General features: G+C 61.7%; 19 protein-coding genes. 11 read left to right on the forward strand and 8 right to left on the reverse strand.

The annotated features are described in order from the left end of the window. The 5 genes from EOA13_RS31940 to EOA13_RS39075 form a co-directional block, all read left to right on the forward strand. On the forward strand, nt 1–1720 hold a 1720-nt coding region (locus tag EOA13_RS31940), incomplete at its 5' end, for an ABC transporter substrate-binding protein (RefSeq protein WP_348629773.1). Nucleotides 1721–1808: 88 nt separating this feature from the next. Beyond that, the gene (locus tag EOA13_RS31945; protein ID WP_023809362.1) at nt 1809–2855 is read left to right on the forward strand and encodes an ABC transporter permease; all 1047 of its coding nucleotides are present in this window, start codon (nt 1809–1811) and stop codon (nt 2853–2855) included. A 107-nt stretch (nt 2856–2962) separates the two neighbouring features. Then, nucleotides 2963–3736, forward strand: a complete 774-nt coding sequence (locus EOA13_RS31950; RefSeq protein ID WP_306462343.1) for an ABC transporter permease — start codon at nt 2963–2965, stop codon at nt 3734–3736. Further along, nucleotides 3726–5357, forward strand: a complete 1632-nt coding sequence (locus tag EOA13_RS31955) for an ABC transporter ATP-binding protein (protein WP_127297341.1) — start codon at nt 3726–3728, stop codon at nt 5355–5357. The genes EOA13_RS31950 and EOA13_RS31955 overlap by 11 nt, the downstream gene beginning before the upstream one ends. Nucleotides 5358–5550: 193 nt before the next feature. Next, nucleotides 5551–5715: a hypothetical protein gene (locus EOA13_RS39075; protein WP_245490542.1), complete on the forward strand. Its 165-nt coding sequence runs from the start codon at nt 5551–5553 to the stop codon at nt 5713–5715. A gap of 468 nt (nt 5716–6183) precedes the next feature. Here EOA13_RS39075 and EOA13_RS31965 read toward each other — a convergent pair whose 3' ends face one another. Then, the gene (locus EOA13_RS31965) at nt 6184–6372 is read right to left on the reverse strand and encodes a hypothetical protein (RefSeq protein WP_127297342.1); all 189 of its coding nucleotides are present in this window, start codon (nt 6370–6372) and stop codon (nt 6184–6186) included. Between the two features lie 180 nt (nt 6373–6552). On the opposite strand from EOA13_RS31965, the gene EOA13_RS31970 reads away from it, so the two are divergent. Genes EOA13_RS31970 through EOA13_RS31980 form a run of 3 tightly spaced genes read left to right on the forward strand, consistent with a single transcriptional unit; the run spans nt 6553 to nt 8697 of the window. Then, nucleotides 6553–7296 (forward strand): DUF4142 domain-containing protein, encoded by a 744-nt coding sequence (locus tag EOA13_RS31970; protein ID WP_127297364.1) that lies wholly within the window; start codon nt 6553–6555, stop codon nt 7294–7296. Nucleotides 7297–7317: 21 nt separating this feature from the next. Next, nucleotides 7318–7914: a hypothetical protein gene (locus tag EOA13_RS31975; RefSeq protein ID WP_127297343.1), complete on the forward strand. Its 597-nt coding sequence runs from the start codon at nt 7318–7320 to the stop codon at nt 7912–7914. Nucleotides 7915–7920: 6 nt separating this feature from the next. Next, nucleotides 7921–8697: a LysR substrate-binding domain-containing protein gene (locus EOA13_RS31980; RefSeq protein WP_127297344.1), complete on the forward strand. Its 777-nt coding sequence runs from the start codon at nt 7921–7923 to the stop codon at nt 8695–8697. Between the two features lie 72 nt (nt 8698–8769). Here EOA13_RS31980 and EOA13_RS31985 read toward each other — a convergent pair whose 3' ends face one another. From EOA13_RS31985 to EOA13_RS31995, 3 genes are all read right to left on the reverse strand, one after another. Then, entirely contained in the window at nt 8770–9927 is a 1158-nt protein-coding gene (locus tag EOA13_RS31985; RefSeq protein WP_127297345.1) for a mandelate racemase/muconate lactonizing enzyme family protein, read from the reverse strand. Between the two features lie 121 nt (nt 9928–10048). Then, a complete protein-coding gene (locus EOA13_RS31990; protein WP_127297346.1) occupies nt 10049–10984 on the reverse strand; it encodes a LysR family transcriptional regulator in 936 nt (311 codons plus the stop codon). 66 nt (nt 10985–11050) lie between these two features. Then, complete coding sequence (locus tag EOA13_RS31995) at nt 11051–11944, reverse strand: LysR family transcriptional regulator (protein WP_127297347.1); 894 nt, start codon at nt 11942–11944, stop codon at nt 11051–11053. Between the two features lie 91 nt (nt 11945–12035). Here EOA13_RS31995 and EOA13_RS32000 point away from each other — a divergent pair, with 91 nt between their 5' ends. Genes EOA13_RS32000 through EOA13_RS32010 form a run of 3 tightly spaced genes read left to right on the forward strand, consistent with a single transcriptional unit; the run spans nt 12036 to nt 14459 of the window. Next, nucleotides 12036–12821 carry an SDR family oxidoreductase gene (locus tag EOA13_RS32000; protein WP_127297348.1) on the forward strand — a complete coding sequence of 262 codons (786 nt, stop codon included), beginning with the start codon at nt 12036–12038 and terminating at the stop codon, nt 12819–12821. Nucleotides 12822–12831: 10 nt separating this feature from the next. After that, nucleotides 12832–13536: a ribonuclease activity regulator RraA gene (locus EOA13_RS32005; protein WP_127297349.1), complete on the forward strand. Its 705-nt coding sequence runs from the start codon at nt 12832–12834 to the stop codon at nt 13534–13536. Then, nucleotides 13533–14459, forward strand: coding sequence for a dihydrodipicolinate synthase family protein (locus EOA13_RS32010; RefSeq protein WP_127297350.1), 927 nt, complete (start codon nt 13533–13535; stop codon nt 14457–14459). Before EOA13_RS32005 ends, EOA13_RS32010 begins: the two co-directional genes overlap by 4 nt. 61 nt (nt 14460–14520) lie before the next feature. On the opposite strand, the gene lhgO is transcribed toward EOA13_RS32010, so the two are convergent. The 4 genes from lhgO to EOA13_RS32030 are packed head-to-tail and all read right to left on the reverse strand — an operon-like array spanning nt 14521 to nt 18772. After that, nucleotides 14521–15720, reverse strand: coding sequence for an L-2-hydroxyglutarate oxidase (lhgO, locus tag EOA13_RS32015; RefSeq protein WP_127297351.1), 1200 nt, complete (start codon nt 15718–15720; stop codon nt 14521–14523). A 14-nt stretch (nt 15721–15734) separates the two neighbouring features. Next, nucleotides 15735–17243 carry a tripartite tricarboxylate transporter permease gene (locus tag EOA13_RS32020; protein ID WP_127297352.1) on the reverse strand — a complete coding sequence of 503 codons (1509 nt, stop codon included), beginning with the start codon at nt 17241–17243 and terminating at the stop codon, nt 15735–15737. Between the two features lie 29 nt (nt 17244–17272). Beyond that, complete coding sequence (locus EOA13_RS32025) at nt 17273–17740, reverse strand: tripartite tricarboxylate transporter TctB family protein (protein WP_164780469.1); 468 nt, start codon at nt 17738–17740, stop codon at nt 17273–17275. Between the two features lie 54 nt (nt 17741–17794). Then, nucleotides 17795–18772: a tripartite tricarboxylate transporter substrate binding protein gene (locus tag EOA13_RS32030; protein WP_127297354.1), complete on the reverse strand. Its 978-nt coding sequence runs from the start codon at nt 18770–18772 to the stop codon at nt 17795–17797. Nucleotides 18773–18806 lie beyond the last annotated feature (34 nt).

Here is an 18806-nt window from a genome sequence, read left to right on the forward strand (position 1 = left end):
CGGCGATTCCGAAGTGGCGCTGGAGGATGGCGCGCTCAACCCAAGAATCCTGCTCGGGCCGCGCCGCCTGGTGCCGCTGGCGCTGGCCGGCATGATGCATGGCGAAGTCGTCGCATCAGAGCTCGAACGCCAGCTGCGGGCGCCGAACCCCGGCCGCATGGATGGTCGCCTGGCGATCAGGACCGGCGTGCCGGAGCGGCTGGCCGCGGGCCTGACCGTTGCCGCCGCCGACCGGCTGTTCGTGAGCACGGCGCGGGCCGAACCGATGCAGGGCGGCTTCGCCAAGCTCGGCATGGCTCATGGCGCGACGACGGATTCGATCGATCCGGCCGGCTACCCCGACACGTTCACACAAACCGCATTTTCGGGCTCGCTGTCCAACAGCCTCACTGAGGTCGACGCCAAAGGCAATGTCCAACCGGACCTCGCCGAGAGCTTTGAAACTTCGGATGGGGCCAAAACCTGGGCCTTCAAGCTGCGCAAAGGCGCAACCTTTCATAACGGCAAGACCGTGACGGCGGATGACGTCGTGACTTCCTTGCAATATCACATGGGCAAGGACACCAAATCGGCGGCGAAATCGCTGTTGGACTCCGTCGCCGACGTCAAGGCGGACGGCCCGGAAACGGTGGTCTTCACGCTCAAGGACGGCAACGCCGATTTCCCTTACATCATGAGTGACTACCATCTGGTCATCATGCCGGCCAAGGACGGCAAGGCGGATTGGGCTTCAGGCGTTCGCACCGGTGCTTTCGTCCTCGAGAATTTCCAGCCCGGTGTTTCGGCCAAACTCAAGCGCAATCCAAACTACTTCAAGAATGGCAAGCCCTACCTCGACGAGGTGGAGTTCATCGCCATCACGGATCTTGCCGCCCGCATGGCGGCGCTGTCCACGGGGGAGGTGGACTATATCGGCCGCGCCGACCTGAAGACCCTCGGCATGTTGAAACGCAATCCCAAGGTGGAAATCGTCGAAGTCACTGGCTACGGGCACTATACCTTGCCGATGAATGTCACGATGGCGCCGTTTGATAATCCAGACGTGCGAATGGCATTGAAATGGGCGATCAATCGCCAAGAAATCGTCGACAAGATCTTTCTTGGCCACGCCACTGTGGCCAACGACAACCCGATCGCGCCGGCCATCAAATTCGCCAAGGATCCAGAACCGCGACACAGCTTCGATCCGGAAAAAGCCAAGCACTACCTGAAAAAGGCCGGAATGGAGAACCTGAAAGTGGATCTCTCGGTCGCCGATGCCGCTTTTGCCGGCGCCGTGGACGCGGCTTCGCTCATTCGCGAAACGGCGGCCCAATGCGGCATCGACGTAAATGTCGTGCGTGAGGCCGAGGACGCTTATTGGGACAATGTCTGGCTGAAGAAACCCTGGTGCGCTTCCTATTGGAGCGGTCGGGCCACGGCCGACTGGATGTTCACGCAAGCCTTCGCCGCCGACTCCAGTTGGAATGAGTCTTTCTGGAAAAATCCCCACTTCAACGAATTGCTTGTCCAGGCGCGCGCCGAGACGGACGAGGCCAAGCGAGCGGCGATGTATGCCGAGATGCAGCAGTTAACCCACGATGACGGCGGCAGCATCGTGCTGGTCTTCAACAATTTCGTCAGCGCGCAATCCAAAAAGCTCGCACACGGTGATGTGGCGCCCAACTGGGAGAACGATGGACTGAAAATGGCCGAACGCTGGTGGATCGCCACGGCATGAGATGGCGGGCCGGAGCCGCGATGGTCTTGTGGCTCCGGCCGGCTTACTCCGAGTGCAGGGCTGCCGCCCAAAGGGAAACGCCACGCACATGAACCCCGTCGCAAGAACGGTCCTGCAGCGCCTTGGCCTCGGCCTGGTCACTTTGTTCATCGTGTCCATCATCATCTTCTCTGCGATCGCAATGCTTCCAGGCGACTTCGCCAAGGCCACGCTTGGGCAATCGGCGACGCCCGAAACGGTCGCCGCGTTCCAGCGGGAAATCGGCATCGATCGTCCGCCTGTCGAGCGCTACTTCGTTTGGGTCGCCCAGATGCTCCATGGCGATTTCGGCTCTTCGTTTGCGAGCCGCACCGGATATCGGCGTACCGTGGCCGAGATCATCGCACCCCGCCTCTACAACACGATGTTCCTTGCAGCGGTGACGGCGCTGATAGCCGTTCCGCTGGCCTTAGGGCTTGGCATTCTGGCTGCGCTGTACCGCAACGGCTGGTTCGACCGGCTGGTGAATGTCGCGACACTGACAACCATTTCATTCCCGGAATTTTTCGTCGCCTATATGCTCGCCTACCTGGTGATCTCGCGCGACACGTTCATCGGATCCGATTTCGCTCAAACGCTGCCTCATTGGCTCACTGTCTCGCTGAACTGGGCGCTCAATGCGGTTCCTAAATTTCCGACATTGTCGAATGTGAACGATCAGACGCCATTTTGGGAGCATCTCTGGAAAGTGGCCCTGCCGGCAATCACCCTTACGCTCGTAATCGTGGCCCACATGATGCGCATGACCCGAGCGGCCATCATCAACATGCTGGCAAGCCCCTACATCGATATGGCGCGCCTCAAGGGAATGTCCCCGATCGTGATCGTGCTGAGGCATGCCCTGCCCAATGCCTGGGCTCCGATCGTCACTGTGGTGGCGTTCAACCTGGCGTATCTCATCGTCGGAGTGGTCGTGGTCGAGGTAGTGTTCGTCTACCCCGGCATCGGCCAACTGATGGTTGACGCGGTGAAATCCAGGGATGTTCCGGTTGTCCAGGCCTGCGCCCTGATTTTCGCCGCGACTTACATCCTTCTCAACTTGCTAGCCGACGTTATTTCCATCGCCACCAATCCCAGGCTCTTGCACCCACGATGACCAGATCCGACTCTGTCGCGGCGGTTCGGAGGCTGAGGCGCTCGCGTGCCACCCGGGCGAAAACTGCGCTGAAGAAGGCACCGTTCAGCGCGTGGTTCGGCATCGTCGTGATCCTCGGCTACGTCTTTGTTGCGGTTTTCGCGCACTGGATAGCCCCATATGGCGAGACGCAGGTTTTCAGCGAAGCCTTCGCGCCGTGGAGCCAGGAGTTCAAACTGGGAACCGATCAGCTCGGCCGCGACATGCTCACCCGCTTGATCTACGGTGCGCGCAACACCATCGCTATCGCGGTGGCGACCACGTTGCTGTCCTTCGCGGTCGGCGTCTCGCTCGGCCTTCTTGCCGCATTGTACAGGGGGTGGCTCGACCAGATCTTGTCGCGTGCGGTGGACGTGCTGATGTCAATCCCGAGTCTGATCTTCGCGCTGGTGCTGCTGACGATCTTCGGCTCGTCGATCACGAGCCTGATTGTCATCATTGCGCTTCTCGATTCCACCCGGGTCTTTCGGCTTTCTCGCGCCGTCGGGCTTAACGTGGCGGTGATGGAATATGTCGAGGTGGCACGATTGCGCGGCGAGGGACCGAAATGGATCATCGCCAAGGAAATCCTTCCCAATGTCATGCCGCCACTGGTCGCCGAGTTCGGCTTGCGATTCTGCTTCGTGTTCCTGACAGTCGCGGCGCTGTCGTTTCTCGGCGTCGGTATTCAGCCGCCGACGGCCGATTGGGGATCAATGGTGCGCGAGAACGCGACCCTGATCACCTACGGCGATGTCACGCCGCTACTTCCGGCCGGCGCGATTGCTCTCCTTACCGTGTCCGTGAATTTCGTGGTGGATTGGTTCCTGCAAGCAACAAGCGGGTTGCGGGATGAAAAGTAGCGGTCCAGGCCCACGCGAAAAAGGAAAGGATCTGCTTCAAATCCGCAATCTGCATGTGGAGGGGTTTTCGGATGAGCGGTGGCATCCCATTGTCCACGGGGTCGATCTGACGCTGAAGCGGGGCCAGGTTCTTGGGCTGATCGGAGAGTCAGGCGCCGGCAAGTCCACCATTGGCCTTGCCGCAATGGGTTATGCCAAGCCGGGCTGCCGGATCACGCAAGGCTCGGTCCTGTTCGACGGGATTGATCTTCTGGCAGTCAATGAAAAAGGGCGCCGTCGCCTCAGGGGCTCCCGCATTGCCTATGTCGCGCAAAGCGCGGCTGCCTCTTTCAATCCGGCACATCGGCTGTTGGAACAAACCGTCGAAACCGCGGTGGCGCATGGAATTGCCGGCCGGGAAGAGGCGAACCGGAGCGCCGTCGATCTTTATCGACGCCTTCAACTCCCAGAACCGGAGACCATAGGCTTTCGCTATCCTCATCAGGTCTCCGGCGGGCAGTTGCAACGGGCAATGACAGCGATGGCAATGGCTTGTCGTCCGGACCTCATAATATTCGACGAGCCAACAACGGCGCTCGACGTAACCACGCAGGTTGAAGTTCTAGCTTCCATTCGCAACATCGTGGAGGAATTCAGCACCGCTGCAATCTACGTGACGCATGACCTGGCGGTGGTGGCGCAAATGGCGGATCGCATCATAGTTCTGCGCCACGGACGAACCGTGGAGGAGGCTGACACGCGCCAGATGCTGGCCTCGCCCAGCCAGGAATATACAAAAACGCTCTGGGCCGTACGCAAGCTCGCCAAGCCCGAAGTTCCAGCCGATGACTATCTGCTGACGATAGACAACGTTACCGCGGCCTATGCAGGAAAGGTCAAGGTGCTCCAGGATGTCTCCATCAAGGTTCCGCGCGGAAGAACCGTGGCTGTGGTTGGCGAATCCGGTTCGGGGAAATCGACGCTCGCTCGAGTCGTCACCGGCCTTTTGCCGCCAATTTCAGGTTCGATTTCTTTTGCCGGCCAGCTTCTTTCCTCGAGCCTGAAGACGCGGCCGAAGGAGGTCCTGCGCCGCATACAGATGATTTATCAAATGCCCGACAACGCCCTGAATCCGCGCCAAACGGTCGAAGAGGTCATAGCTCGGCCGCTCGAATTCTACCTCGGCCTTAAGGGCGCGCGGAGGGATCGCCGGATCGGCGAACTTATGCACATGGTCGAGATGAGCGAAGATTTTCTGGAACGCCTGCCTGGTGAGCTGTCGGGTGGCCAAAAACAGCGCGTCTGCATTGCTCGGGCGTTGGCTGCCGATCCGGAGCTTGTCATCTGCGACGAGATCACGTCCGCGCTCGACCAGATCGTCCAAGAGGAAATTCTCAAGCTCCTCATACGTCTCCAACGTGAACTCGGAATGAGCTACATCTTCATTACCCATGACATTGCTACCGTGCGCGCGATAGCCGACGAAATCGTCGTCATGCATCAGGGCAAAGTCGTTGAACAGGGATTGAAGAGCGAGGTTCTCACGCCACCGCACGCGGCCTACACCGAACGGCTTTTGTCCTCTGTTCCGGAAATGAATCCGGACTGGCTGACAAGGCTGCTGGCCGGTCGGAAAATCTGACTTCGCGAGGTGGACAGGAAGAGAGGGTCGTCTACCCAGGCACCTGCCGTCCGTCCACCCTGCTTGAAGGGGCATGATAGCGCTCCACTTCAGTCGGCTGCGACGCGTATCGAGACCTACGACGCAGTCCTGTGATGTCTGCTTTTTCCAGCCTTCAGCCGCAGGCACTCAGCCTCCGGCAACGGACCCACGCTTGTCCATGGTGATCATCGACGCCGAACGGGTCGCGTCCGGCCGCGCGACGAGCCGACAATACCGCGTGGCTGAAAGGCGAAACGGTCCGTCCGCATCAAACCCACAGATTCCGGGCGGCGGTCGAGCCATCGCCGACACCAGCCGCAAATCGAAATTCCCGTAACCATCGCCTGTGGCCCGCAGGTTCCTTCCTCGGCGACTTTCGTACGCCTGCCGGCGCCCGAAACTCTTCACGACCGTGGACCGGCAGCTTTCGGGATCGGGCTAAAAGCCGACCTCCTTAGCGTCCGGCATCATGTGGACTGCTTTGCGCCGCAAGCGGTCGAAAAGGTCCATTCGCCCCGGCAAGATTGACGCATATATCTTGCCCTGCAACGTAGCTATCTTTCAGGAGAGGAGGATGAATCGTGATGCGTAGAGCGACACCGCCAGAGCTGCAGCCGGGCTTAAGGGCCACTCTCCAATCAGCTTCTCTGTTGCTTTGTTTTTTCGGCGCGTGGACATGCGTCGCTGAGCGACGTCCGCTCCGCAGGAATCTCGCCGTGGCTATCCATGGCGTGCTGGGCGCAAGCGGTTGGTCGCAGAGCCGTAGTCGTGATTTGGTTCGGCCAGCGCTGGAATGACGCTGCTGTCACTTTTTCCGCTTCAGAGGAAATGTGGCGTCGCCATCCTTCTCGCCCGATAAAATGCGCGGATTGGCGCTTGAGACACCGTCGTTCTTTCCGCCTTTGTGGTGCTTTTCTGATTGGCCTCGCGCGTCTGCTTCAGGCTCTTTGCCAGAACGCTTGCCAACTTTATTGTCGTCGGAATTTTCCGCCATCAGGGCTCTCCTTTGCGAAGCAATGGCAACTCTTCGATCGGTCTGAGGTTCCGGGACCTGCCTGCTTTGCGACGACGGGAATGGCGCCCCGAAATCTATTCCGACATTTGTCACCGTCCGGAACAAACCGTCCGCCAGGAGGTTGGAGTTCATCGTCCTCTTCATCCAAGGAACCTCAGCATGAGAATCAAACTACGCGTGGCGTCGCTGTCGATCGCCACCGCAATGGCCTTTGTACTGCCTGCCTTGTCAGCAGAAACGGCCCAGGATTTCGTCACGAAGGCCGCGATCGGCGGGATGTTCGAAGTGCAGTCCAGCAAGGTCGCTCAAGACAAGCTCCAAGATCGGACCCTCAAGGATTTCGCTCAGAAGATGATCTCCGACCATGGTGCTGCGAACGGCAAGCTCGAGACTATTGCCGGCGAACAAAAATTGCAGGTGCCCTCCGACCTCGACGCTGCCCACAAGAGCGAAGTCGACAAGTTGCAGTCAGCTGCCACGCCAGTCGATGCACCGTATGCCGACATGCAGAAGGCGGCGCATGCCGACGCTGTAAGCCTGTTTGAAAGCTACGCCAAGGACGGCGACAATGCCGCTCTCAAGTCGTTTGCAAGCGAGACGTTGCCGACGCTCAAAATGCATCAGGAGATGATCGGCAAGGTCGCGGCTGACGCTCCTGCCGCCGATAGCACCGCACCAGCCGTGTCCAATTCGGACACCACAAATCCTGCAGCGCCGGTGCCTGGGGCCAACAGCTTCACCGAGGACCAGGCCAAGAGCGCCATCGAGAAGGCAGGTTACGCGGACGTCTCCGCCCTGACGAAGGATGACAAGGGCATCTGGCGTGGAACCGCGAGCAAGGACGGCAAATCCGTACCCATCGCTCTCGACTTTCAAGGCAACGTCGTTGCCGGCAACAATTGATCACAACCAAGGACAAATTAGATGAAAACCGTAACAGGCCTCTTCGACAACTACGATCAAGCAAGCGACGCTGTGGGCGAGCTTGAAGCCACAGGCGTTCCGCACGACGATATCAGCATCGTGGCCAATAACTCGGGCGGCTGGCACACAGGCGAAGCGTCTGAGGCTGGCGAGGATGCGGCAGCCGGGGCTGGTGTCGGTGCTGTTATCGGCGGGGCCGGCGGCCTGCTCACCGGCCTTGGCCTGATGGCGATACCTGGTGTCGGTCCCGTGGTTGCCGCAGGCTGGCTGGTAGCCACTGCGGTGGGCGCGGTTGGCGGTGCTGCGGTTGGTGGCGCCGCTGGTGGCATCATAGGCGCGATGACGGAGTCCGGTGTGCCTGAAAACGACGCACATGTTTATGCCGAAGGCGTTCGGCGTGGCGGAACGATGGTCACAGCCAGGGTCGAAGACGATCTTGTCCCGAACGCGGAACAGATCCTGAAGCAATACGATTCCGTCGACATCGCCGGCCGGCGAAACGAATACGAAGCAGGCGGCTGGACTGGCTTCGATCCAACGGCGGATGTCTACACAGCAGATGACCTGGAACGCGCCAGAGGTCGTCGCAACGTTTGAGTTGAAATGACAAGGGCGGCTACAGCCGCCTTGTCCTACTTCGCGCGACTGTTCCTTCGCACGCCGTCCCTTTATGTGCTGACGTCGGCCGGTGAAGCGCTGGTCGAACCGGCCGAAGCGATCGAGCGGTCCGTCGCGCAGATGGAGCGACGGGTGACGGGACTCGACGAGCAGCTGACCGGTTCGGTGCGGGTGGCGACGACCGACTCGCTTGGCAAGCGGTTCGTCCTTCCGGCCATCGCCCGCATGCGCTCTGAACATCCCGGCATCGAGGTCGTCTGCCTGACCTCGCAAGATATCGCCAACTTAACCCGGCGCGAGGCCGACATCGCCATCCGCACCATCCGGCCGGACGCGCCCGATCTGATCGTGCGCCGCCTCGCAAGCCTCAAGACCGGGATCTATGCCTCCCGCGCTTATCTCGCCGCGCGTGGCACGCCCGCCCCCGGTAACGGGTTCTCGGATCACGATCTCGTCGCATACCAGCACTCGGTGGCGCCGACGATGCCTTTCGCCTTCTGCGGAGAGCCGACCGGCGGTGGCAAGGTGGTGTTCCGGACATCATCATCCATCACCCTCGTCGAGGCGGCAGCAGCCGGCATCGGCGTCGCCGAACTGCCTTGCTACCGCGCCGACACCGAGTCGGATCTGGTGCGGATCATGCCCGAGCGCTCGGCCGATTTCGATGTCTGGCTCGTCGCCCATGCCGATCTCTACAAGACCGCGCGGATCCAGGCGCTAATCCGCGCACTTGTCGGGGCGTTCGATTCCGGCCCGCCATGATAGCCTCCTTCGTGTCGACCTGGCCGACTTTGGGCACTGGGAGTTCGACGAAATCGTAGGCATGCTCGCGTGCTACATCTGCACCGAGAATTCCTTGATTAGGCCGTCCTTGGGCTCGAGGCCCAGCCCCGGCTCCTGCGACACAGTAAGGTACCCGTTCTTGGGTTGCGGGACGCTCTTGAAGATTGCGTTGTAGGCCATCCACTTGTGGAAGTGGTATTCGACCAATCCGCCGTTCGACAGGCCGGCATGCAGCGCGATGTTGTGGGGGCCATTGCCGTTGCCGTGCGAGAGCGGGATATGGAAGAGCTTGGCAAGGGCGGCCGTGCGGATTGCCGCCGAGTAGCCGCCGTCATTGTTTACATTGGGCTGTATATAGTCGACCGCGTCGGCCAGGATCAGGTCGCGTGCGGAGAACTTCTCATTTTCTGCCGCAGCGACCGGGACGATCGTTTTCGAACGCAGCTCGCGCAGCAGCCTCGGATCGTTGTAGTAAAGCGGCTCCTCGACGAAGCTGATGTCGAGCTCCTCGCATCGCTTGCACAGTTCCACCGCCTGGGCCAGGGTCATGCGCAGATTGCCGTCCATGGCGAGCTTGACGTCCGGGCCGACGGCCTCGCGCATCGCCTTCATGCGGATGTAGTCATCCTTCGGATCAGGGATGGGCTGACGGCCGACGGTGTTCTTGAGATGGTTATTGCCGAGGTTGACGAGGTGGGTCGCCTCCGCAGCCAGTTCCTCCGGCGAATAGACCGGCGCGTTATCGTACGCCGCGCCGTGCGTGACGTAGACCGGCACCTTGTCGCGCGCGCCGCCCAGCAGGTGATGCACTGGCTGGCCGAGCATCTTGCCCTTGATGTCCCAGAGCGCGATGTCGATCATCGCCAGCGCGGAGATCAGGGTCCTGCCCAGCGGCCGTTCGAAGCTGGCGCGGTCGAACAGCAGGGGAATGCGTTCGGTGCGCATCGGATTCTCACCGACGATTTTCGGCGCGATGTATTTGTTGATCAGCTCGATGGCGACATGGTGGGTGTAGCCGCTGGTGGCCCAACCGACGAGGCCGTCATTGGTCTCGACCTGGAGAAGCAGTGCGCCTTCCTTGTTCGGCATATCGCGATAGGGAGGCGGCGTGATCGGGATGTTGGCGAGCTTGTGCGCTTGGATACGAGCAATCTTGATCCTGGTCTCGACGACATTGTTGTCCTGTTGGACATAAACATCCTGAAGCACGACGTTCCTCCTTCCCGACGTTCCGGGAAGGCCATCTCTAGCGGAAGCCGAACTTCAGAAAAAATTCAAAAATCCTATCGATTATTCTGAAAATCTGAAGTCGCCCGGATCGGGCCGGCCTTCAGGTCTGGCGCAGCGACACCCGGATCAATTGCGCGAGCCGTTCGGCGGCCGGCGACAGCTCTTTGCCGCGCTTGCGCACGATGCCGTAGCGGTGAACGAGTTCGGGCTCGACTATCTTGTAGGCGCGCGACTGGTTCGGCTCTGCGAAACGGACGATCGACTGGGTGAGGATTGCCGCGCCGATGCCGGCCTCGGCCATCGCGACGAGTGTCTCCGCCTGGATGCAGCGGTACCGAACATTCAGCGCGATGCTGCGGGAGGCAGCCTCGCGCTCGAGCATCGCCCCCATGAGGGTGGTGGTGTGATAATGGAGCAGGGGCAGGCTGGACAGTTCCGCCAGCGTGATGGTGCGGCGATTGTGCGGGCACATCTGCCTGGGGATCAGCGCGTGCAGCGGATCGTCAAGCAGCGGCTCGAAATCGAGGTCCGGATCGTCGGAGATCGGGCCTATGCCAAAATCGACAGCATCGGCCTCTATCACCCGGTAAAGGTCGGCGGACTTGAGTTCCGACAGAAGCATCTTGATTCCAGGATAGTCGCGTTCGAACTCGGCGAGGATACGCGGCAGATGGGTCGAGGCGATGGTGGGCGCGCAGGCCAGCGCGACCTGGCCGCGCCGGATGGCCAATGCCTCCTGGACGTTGCGCAAGCCGATGCCGACCTCTTGCAGGCCGCGCTGGGTGCTGGCGAACAATTTGCTCCCCTCAGGCGTGAGCTTGACGTCGCGCGTGGTGCGGTTGAACAGCTTGGCGCCGAGTTGGTCCTCGAGTTGCCTTATCTGCATGCTGATGGCGGACTGCGAACGATGTGCCCGGTCGGCGGCCTCCTTGAAGCTGCGGTTTTCGGCGACCAGCATAAAAGTTTGCAACAGCTTGAGGTTGACTCGCGCCAAAGCGGCCGCATTCGCGTCCTGCGGTGGTTTCGGTCCGCTCATTGGTGCCGCACCCCGAGGTCCCCCCTGGCCACGCCAGCACTGGAGTCATGGCTGCAGCTAGACGGATCAAGCATCGCCGGCCCTCTTTCCGGCTGACGAGACTGCCTCAAAGGCATCTAGAAGGACACGCACCAGCCGCCCCGAAGGCGCGCTACGCGGCCACAGCATGCCGATCTCGCGCACCAGCGGCAGGCCGGGCAGTGGCAGGCGCGCGACTGACAGCCCCTCCGGCCATGGCGGCGCCCAGTCGGGCAGAACGGAAACGCCGAGGCCGTTGCTCACCATCACCGTTATGGCTTCCAATGAATCCAACTCCAGCCACTCCCGGGGTCGAAGCTTCTGGCGGCGCAGCCACTCGTCGGCCAGCCGGCCGCCCCAATTGTTGCGGTCATACCGGATGAAGGGCCGCGTTGCGAGCAGCTGTTCTGGATCGCTCGCGGCGAGGGCGCTCGGCGCAAGAAGGATCATGGGCTCGGTCCGGAGCACGCTCCAATGCAGCGATTTCGGGATCGGGAAAGGCGGCCGCACCAATATGGCCGCGTCGATGCTTCCGTCGCCGAGCGCCTGATAGAGATCAGTGGAAGTGCCAGGGAGAACGAAGACCTCGACTGAAGGAACCGCGTCGACAAGGTGCCGCAGGGCGGGCGCAAGGATGCCGGTCAGCGCGGTCGATATGGCGCCGAGTCTCATCTCACCTGCTGGCGAATCGGTCTGTGCAAGGGTTTTTAGGTGGCGGATGTCGCCAAGGATTCTGCGGCTTTGTTCCAGAATTGCATGGCCGGCATCGGTCGGCTGCACCACGCGGCCCGCGCGTACCAGCAGCCGTCTGCCGAATTCGTCCTCCAGCGCCTGCATGCGTTGGGCCACGGCGGCCGGCGTGATTGCTAGACGGCGGGCTGCCTCGGCCAGCGAACCGAGTTCGGCCACGAGGAGGAAGGTTTCGAGGAAGCGTGATTCCATCGATAGAAAAACTATCATCAAATTATACGGCAAGCCATGTTTTCTTCTGTGCATCGTTGCTGATAATCCGCCTTGAACTGGAGGATTTTCCGTGGATCTCGAACTGAAGGGTAAGGTCGCGCTCGTCTTTGGAGCCGGCGGCGGGTTGGGCGGGGCGATCGCGCGGTCGCTCGCCGGCGAAGGCGTGCGCGTGGTCGTCGCCGACATCGACGAAGCGGCGGCGGAAAACACCACCTCGGGCATCAAGGGCGCCGGCAACGAGGCCCTGACAATGGGCTGGGATATCGGCGACCTGTCCTCCATCGACAGACGCTTGGCCTGGATCGACAAGGCCTTCGGCTCCGTCGACATTCTGGTGAACAATACGGGCGGCCCGCCGCCGACGCCGGCCGCCGGCCAATCTTCGGAGGACTGGTCGAAGTTCTTCGACAGCATGGTGCGTTCGGTGATCGCCGTCACCGATGCGGTGCTGCCCGGCATGCGCCGGCGCAAATGGGGCCGCATCATCACATCGACCTCGTCGGGCGTGGTGACGCCGATCCCAAACCTCGGCATGTCGAACGCGCTCAGAATGGCACTGGTCGGGTGGTCGAAGACGTTGGCGGCCGAAGTCGGCCGCGACGGCATCACCGTCAATATCGTTTTGCCCGGGCGCATCGCCACGGGACGCATTACCTTTCTCGACGAACAGAAAGCCAAACGCGAGGGGCGCTCGGTCGAGGACGTAGCCGCCCAAAGCACGGCGTCCATTCCGGTCGGGCGCTATGGCCGGCCGCACGAATATGGCGACGCGGTCACCTTCCTGGCGAGCCCTCGCGCATCCTATATCACCGGCTCCGTCGTTCGCATCGACGGCGGCTTGATCCCCAGCATCTAAGGAGAACCCGATGACCCTTGACCCGAAAGTCGTAAAAACCCTGCAGGGCGTCTCCACCGCGACCCTCACCACGGTCCTCCTGAAGAAGGGCCTGCGCAACGTTTGGATGCGTGGGACCAAGCCTATCCGTCCAGGCCAGCCGCGCGTGGTGGGGCCGGCCTTCACTCTACGCTTCGTGCCGGCACGTGAGGACCTCGCCACCCCGGCAAGCTGGGCCTCGCCTATTTCGACCCGTGCGGCGATTGAGGCGATGCCCGAAGGTTGCGTGGCGGTGGCTGACGCAATGGGCGTGCTCGACGCCGGTATTTTCGGTGATATCCTCTGCGCGCGCATGGCCAAACGCAATGTCGCCGCATTGGTCACCGACGGCGTGATGCGCGACGCCGCGGGCGTGCTCGGCACCGGCTTCAACGTGTGGTGCAACGGCATTTCCGCGCCGCCTTCAGTGGCCGGTCTCACCTTCGTCGGCTGGCAGGAGCCGATCGCCTGCGGCGGCGTGGCGATCTTTCCTGACGATATCGTGGTGGTGGACGATGACGGCGCGGTGCTGATCCCGGCGGCATTTCTCGACCAGGTGCTGGCTGAAGCGCCGGAGCAGGAAGCCATGGAAGCGTGGATCATGACCGAGGTCGATCGCGGCGTGCCGCTGCCCGGTCTCTATCCGATGAACGAGGAGACGAAGGCGCGCTATGCCGCTTTCGCGAAGAAGACATGACCTTCGGCGTCGATGCCAAGGGCGTCTACCCGATCGCGGCGACGCCGTTCAATGCGGACATGTCGGTCGACTACGGTTCGGTCGATCGGCTGACGGAATTCTACCAGAATTCCGGCGCCACCGGCATGACGATCCTCGGCATTCTGGGCGAAGCCCAAAAACTGGAGCCCGAGGAATCGCTGACAATCGCAAGAAGCGTGATCGCACGCTCGCGCGTCCCTGTCGTGGTTGGGGTGTCCAACCCGAGCTTTGTCGCCATGCGCAGGCTGGCGCGCGAGGTGATGGAGGCCGGCGCAGCCGGAGTGATGCTGGCTCCGGCTTCGCACCTGCGCAGCGACGAGCAGATCGCCGCCTATTTCCATCACTGCGTAGAAGCAATCGGTCCGGACGTGCCTTGGGCCCTGCAGGATTATCCGCTGACGCTGTCGGTAATCCTATCGGTGCCGATGATCTTGCGCATCATGAAGGAACATCCGTCCTGCGTCATGCTGAAGGCAGAGGACTGGCCGGGGCTTGAGAAGATCTCGGCGATCCGCAAGCTGCAAGCCGCGGGCGATCTGCGGAAATTCTCGATCCTGACCGCCAATGGCGGGCTGTTCCTCGACTTCGAGCCGGAACGCGGTTCGGATGGCGCGATGACGGGCTACGCCTTTCCGGACATGCTGGTCGAGCTCGACCGGCTGCACCGCGAAGGCGAGCGCGACGCAGCCCACGATCTTTTCGATGCCCACTTGCCGTTGATCCGTTTCGAGCAGCAACAGGGGGTTGGCCTGGCGGTGCGCAAATACGTGCTGATGCGGCGCGGCGCCATGACCTCGGACGTGCAGCGCAGCCCGCGCTCGTCGTTGACGCCGACAGGTCGATCCGAAGTCGACTACCTGCTGGAACGATTGGCTCGAAAGGACCCGCGAGCAAGGCTGTGACGATGCGTGCCGAGCGCCCGCCGGGGATACACGTGGGGCAATGGATTAAGTCGGGCCCAGATCATTGCGATCGCTCCTCGATCCGATCAACGATCATCTTCGCGATCGGCATAGCGGACGTCGCCGCAGGCGACGGCGCGTTGCAGACATGCAACTGGCGCGGGCTGTCGAGGAAGATGAAATCGTGCACCAGCGTGCCATCGGCCAGAACCGCCTGCGCACGGATGCCGGCGCCTGATTGGCCGAGGTCCGAGAGCTCGAGCGAGGGGCAGTACTTGCGGCACTGCTCCAGGTAGCCGCGGCGGAAAATCGAGTTGCGGAACTCGTCGATGCCTGACTTGAGATTCTTTCGGGCCATTTTCCAGAAGCCGCCGAAGGCGAGCATCTGGGTGACATCGCCCAGGTCGATGCTGCCCTTTGGGTAGCCTTCCCGATGGAAGCCCAGCACCGCGTTGGGCCCGACTGTCACCCGTCCGTCGATCATGCGCGTCAGGTGGATGCCGAGGAAAGGCAGATCCGGATCAGGGATCGGGTAGATCAAGTGCTTGACGATCGCCGATCTCGCGTCGAGCAATGTGTAATATTCGCCGCGGAACGGCACGATCTGGTGGGTGGGATTGAGCCCTGCGAGCCTGGCCAGGCGATCGGACTGCAGGCCGGCGCAGGCAACAAGCTGCTCGGCGCGGATCGTTTCGCCACGATCGGTGGTCACCACCACGCCGGTGTCGTCTTCCGAGATGCCTTTGACGCGGGTGCCGGTCATCAGCTTGGCACCTTTCGCCCTGAGACCCTCGGCCAGAGCGTCGCAGATCAGCTTATAGTTGATAATGCCGGTCGACGGCACGAGCAACGCGCCCAGGCCAACGATGTTTGGCTCGATCTCATGCAGACGCGCCGCGCTTACTTCCTCGAAGCCAATGCCATTCTCCAAAGCGCGAAGCTTCAGCGCTTCCATGCGCTCCATCTCGACTGGACTGGTGGCGACAAGCAGCTTCCCGCACACCTCGAACGGAATGTTGTTGTCGCGCGCGAAGGCTTTCGTGGCCTTCGCCCCCTCGCGGCAGAGCTTCGCCTTCAGGGAGCCGGGGGCGTAGTAGACACCGGCATGGATGACACCGCTGTTGTGGCCGGTCTGGTGTTCGCCGAAACCGGTCTCCTTTTCGATGACCAGGATGCGGGCCGCCGGATCGCGAGCCAGGATATCGGAGGCGGTGGCGAGCCCGACGATGCCGCCGCCAACGATGCAATATTGAAATGTCATATAGTGCAGCCCTGTTAGACCTCAGCCTCGTCCGCGGCTATCTTCTTGCGCCCGGTCAGCTTGAGGAAGAGTGGGATCAAGAGCACGAGAGCTGTGGCGATGAACAGCCCCAGCGCAATGGGCCGCTCGATGAAGACGAGCAAATCGCCCTGCGATTGGATCAGCGTGCGGCGGATATTTCGCTCCAGCAGCGGCCCCAGCACCAGGCCGAGGATTAGCGGCACGGCTGGATAGTCGAGCCTCGCAAGGATAATTCCGGCACCGCCTGCCAGGATGGTCAGCATTACGTTGAACGTCGAAGTATCGATGGCAAAGACACCGTAGACGACGATCGCAATGACGATTGGATAGAGATAGGCGGTCGGAACGAAAAGCGCTGCCGCCAGCAGCGGTGTCAGCAACAGCGTCAAGAACACAAGTGCCAGGTTGCCGATGGCGAAAGAACCAAACACCGACCAGACAAACTGCGGATTCTCGGTGAACAGCAGCGGGCCCGGCTGCAGGCCGATCATGATCAATCCGCCCATCATGACCGCCGTGGTCGCCGAGCCCGGGATGCCCAGCGTGAACAGCGGGATCATCGAGCCGTAGGACGCTGAATTGTTGGCGGCCTCAGGTGCTGCCACGCCCTCGACGATGCCGGTGCCATATTTTTCGGGCGTCGGCGAGAGGCGCTTGGCGAGTGCGTACGAGAGCATGGTCGCCGCCGAGGCGCCGACGCCGGGAAGGACGCCCACAAAGAAACCGAGCACCGATCCCTGCAGCAGCTGCCAGCGTGTCTGAACGGCGTCGCTCATCCTCGGCAGCAGCGAGGCGAAAGTGTATTTGGCCACCGGCTTGTCTATATTCGCCTCCAGCGAGGTGAAGATCGCGGTAAGCCCGAACAGGCCGACGGCGACGATGGAGAAGTCGAGCCCGTCGAACAGGTTCATCGACCCGCCGGTATAGCGCGGCAAACCGGAAATGGGGTCGAGTCCCACCGTGCCCAGCCACAAGCCCAGCGCCAACGCGATGAAACCCTTGAAGGCGTTGCGGCCGCCCAATACGCTGAGCAGCGAAAGCGCAAAACACATCATCGCCGTCATCTCGGTCGGACCAAAGGCAAGTGCATAGCGCGATACCGGAACCGAAAGAGCCACCAGCCCGGCAATGCCGAGAAAACCGCCGACGAAGGAGGCGAAGACGCTCGTTCCCAGCGCGCGCCCGGCCTCTCCTTTCTGGGCCATTGGATAGCCATCGATGACCGTCATCACGGAAGGTGCGTCGCCGGGAATGCCGAGCAGGATCGACGTGATGGCGCCGCCGAACATCGAGCCATAGTAGACACCACCGAGGCACGCGATTGCCGCGACGCCGCCGAAGCCTGCCGCCACGGGCAGCATGATCGCAACACCGGCGGTCGGTCCGAGGCCAGGGAGCGCACCGATCAGCAAGCCGATCACAGCGCCCAGTATGGTGCAGGCGAAGATTGCCGGATCCGTGGCGGCGAGAATTCCGTCCCACAGCAGAGCAAGCGTTTCCATCGCGGTACCTCTCTTGGGTGGCCGATTAGCTAGAAGCCGAGCGGTCCCCTAGGGGTCGGCACGCCCAGGAGATTTTCGAACAGCAGCAGAAGGACGATCGGCGTGATCACCGCCACCGCCGTAAGCTTGACAAAGAAAACCGGTCCCGGTTCGGTTCGCAGAGCCAGGCCGATCGCCGCCATGGCCAGCATGGTGGCGATCATCATGCCGAGATACGGGGTCAGCCAGACGGCGATGAGGAGCGCAGCGATCACGACGCCAGCTTTTGCCGCCTCGCGGCCCGATATGCCCGGGCCAAGCTTCTCAAGCCCGCCGAGCGCCCGGTAGAGATTTATTGCGCTGAGCAGAGCGATCGACGAACCGATGATAATGGGGAAGAGACCGGCCCCGGGCGTGGTGCTCTGCATCACGCCATAACCGATGCCCGTGTAGATCAGCCAGAGACCGAAGATTATCAGCAGTGCTGCGACCAGTAGGTCGAGCCGTTGAACGCTCATCGCTTTCCTCCTCCCGATGAGAGCCACCATTTCGGGTGGCTCCGAGCAACGTCACTATTTGATGATGCCGAGTTCCTTCATCATCGTCTCGTAGCGCGCATTGGTGCGCTCGAGCACTTCCTTGAAGCCTTCCGCGTCGACATAGTCCGGGATGTCGTGAAAGCGATCGATATACTGCTTCTTCCACTGCTCGCTGGTCGCAACCTTTTGCAGCACGCCCTCCCAGTAGGTGACGACTTCCGGTGGAACGCCCGCAGGCATGACCAGTCCGCGAAGCTGGGTGTGCAAAATGTCGTCGTAGCCGAGTTCCTTGAAGGTCGGGATATCGGGGAAGGCCGGCGAACGCTCTGCCGATGTGATCGCCAGTGGCCGCAGCTTGCCGGCCTTCATCTGCGCCATCGCCTCGGACGGGTTGAGAAAGCCGACGTTTACATGCCCGCCGAGCAGCGCCGCCATCACCTCGCCCTCACCGTCGAACGGCACGGAGTCGATCTGGATGCCGAGCGCGTTGGACGTCATCTTGGCCAGCAGTGCCGCGTCGGAGACGACGCCCGTCGTGCCCGTGGTGAAGCGAGGCGTCTTCTTCAGGTCGTCAAGCTTCTGGTATTCGCTAGAGGTGGGGACAACCATGATGTACGGCGACTGCGCGATCGCGGCGAGTGGAGTGAAGTCCTTGTAGCTCACCGGCGAGCCACCCAGGAGTGGCGTTGTGAAAAAACTGACGCTGACGGTCGCCAGATGATAGGGATCGCCCTTTTCCTTGGCGACTGCACTGTAGCCGACCGCGCCCGAGCCGCCTGTACGGTTCTCAGGCAGGATCTTCACAGGGATCAGCTTCATCTCCTCGATCACGCCGGCGATGGTGCGGGCGAGCGTATCGCTGCCGCCGCCGGCGCCGAACGGGATTATCATCTTGATGTCCTTGTCCGGATACTCCGCCGCCGCGGGACTGACCGCGACGGCCGCGGCTGTGAGCAAACCGAGGCCGACGGCGCGGCCGTGGTTGACGAAATTCGAGAGTGCGTAGGTCATAGTCGTTTCCTCCCAGTTAGAAATTGGAACAGCC

It is taken from the genome of Mesorhizobium sp. M7A.F.Ca.US.011.01.1.1 (assembly GCF_003998295.1).
Lineage (GTDB): Bacteria > Pseudomonadota > Alphaproteobacteria > Rhizobiales > Rhizobiaceae > Mesorhizobium.

Excerpts from the sequence above, each read along its gene's own strand:
- EOA13_RS31945 (WP_023809362.1), top strand. The coding sequence starts at position 1,809 with ATGAACCCCGTCGCAAGAACGGTCCTGCAGCGCCTTGGCCTCGGCCTG.
- EOA13_RS31955 (WP_127297341.1), top strand. The coding sequence starts at position 3,726 with ATGAAAAGTAGCGGTCCAGGCCCACGCGAAAAAGGAAAGGATCTGCTT.
- EOA13_RS31965 (WP_127297342.1), bottom strand. The coding sequence starts at position 6,372 with ATGGCGGAAAATTCCGACGACAATAAAGTTGGCAAGCGTTCTGGCAAA.
- EOA13_RS31970 (WP_127297364.1), top strand. The coding sequence starts at position 6,553 with ATGAGAATCAAACTACGCGTGGCGTCGCTGTCGATCGCCACCGCAATG.
- EOA13_RS31975 (WP_127297343.1), top strand. The coding sequence starts at position 7,318 with ATGAAAACCGTAACAGGCCTCTTCGACAACTACGATCAAGCAAGCGAC.
- EOA13_RS31980 (WP_127297344.1), top strand. The coding sequence starts at position 7,921 with ATGACAAGGGCGGCTACAGCCGCCTTGTCCTACTTCGCGCGACTGTTC.
- EOA13_RS31990 (WP_127297346.1), bottom strand. The coding sequence starts at position 10,984 with ATGAGCGGACCGAAACCACCGCAGGACGCGAATGCGGCCGCTTTGGCG.
- EOA13_RS31995 (WP_127297347.1), bottom strand. The coding sequence starts at position 11,944 with ATGGAATCACGCTTCCTCGAAACCTTCCTCCTCGTGGCCGAACTCGGT.
- EOA13_RS32005 (WP_127297349.1), top strand. The coding sequence starts at position 12,832 with ATGACCCTTGACCCGAAAGTCGTAAAAACCCTGCAGGGCGTCTCCACC.
- EOA13_RS32010 (WP_127297350.1), top strand. The coding sequence starts at position 13,533 with ATGACCTTCGGCGTCGATGCCAAGGGCGTCTACCCGATCGCGGCGACG.
- lhgO (WP_127297351.1), bottom strand. The coding sequence starts at position 15,720 with ATGACATTTCAATATTGCATCGTTGGCGGCGGCATCGTCGGGCTCGCC.
- EOA13_RS32020 (WP_127297352.1), bottom strand. The coding sequence starts at position 17,243 with ATGGAAACGCTTGCTCTGCTGTGGGACGGAATTCTCGCCGCCACGGAT.
- EOA13_RS32025 (WP_164780469.1), bottom strand. The coding sequence starts at position 17,740 with ATGAGCGTTCAACGGCTCGACCTACTGGTCGCAGCACTGCTGATAATC.
- EOA13_RS32030 (WP_127297354.1), bottom strand. The coding sequence starts at position 18,772 with ATGACCTACGCACTCTCGAATTTCGTCAACCACGGCCGCGCCGTCGGC.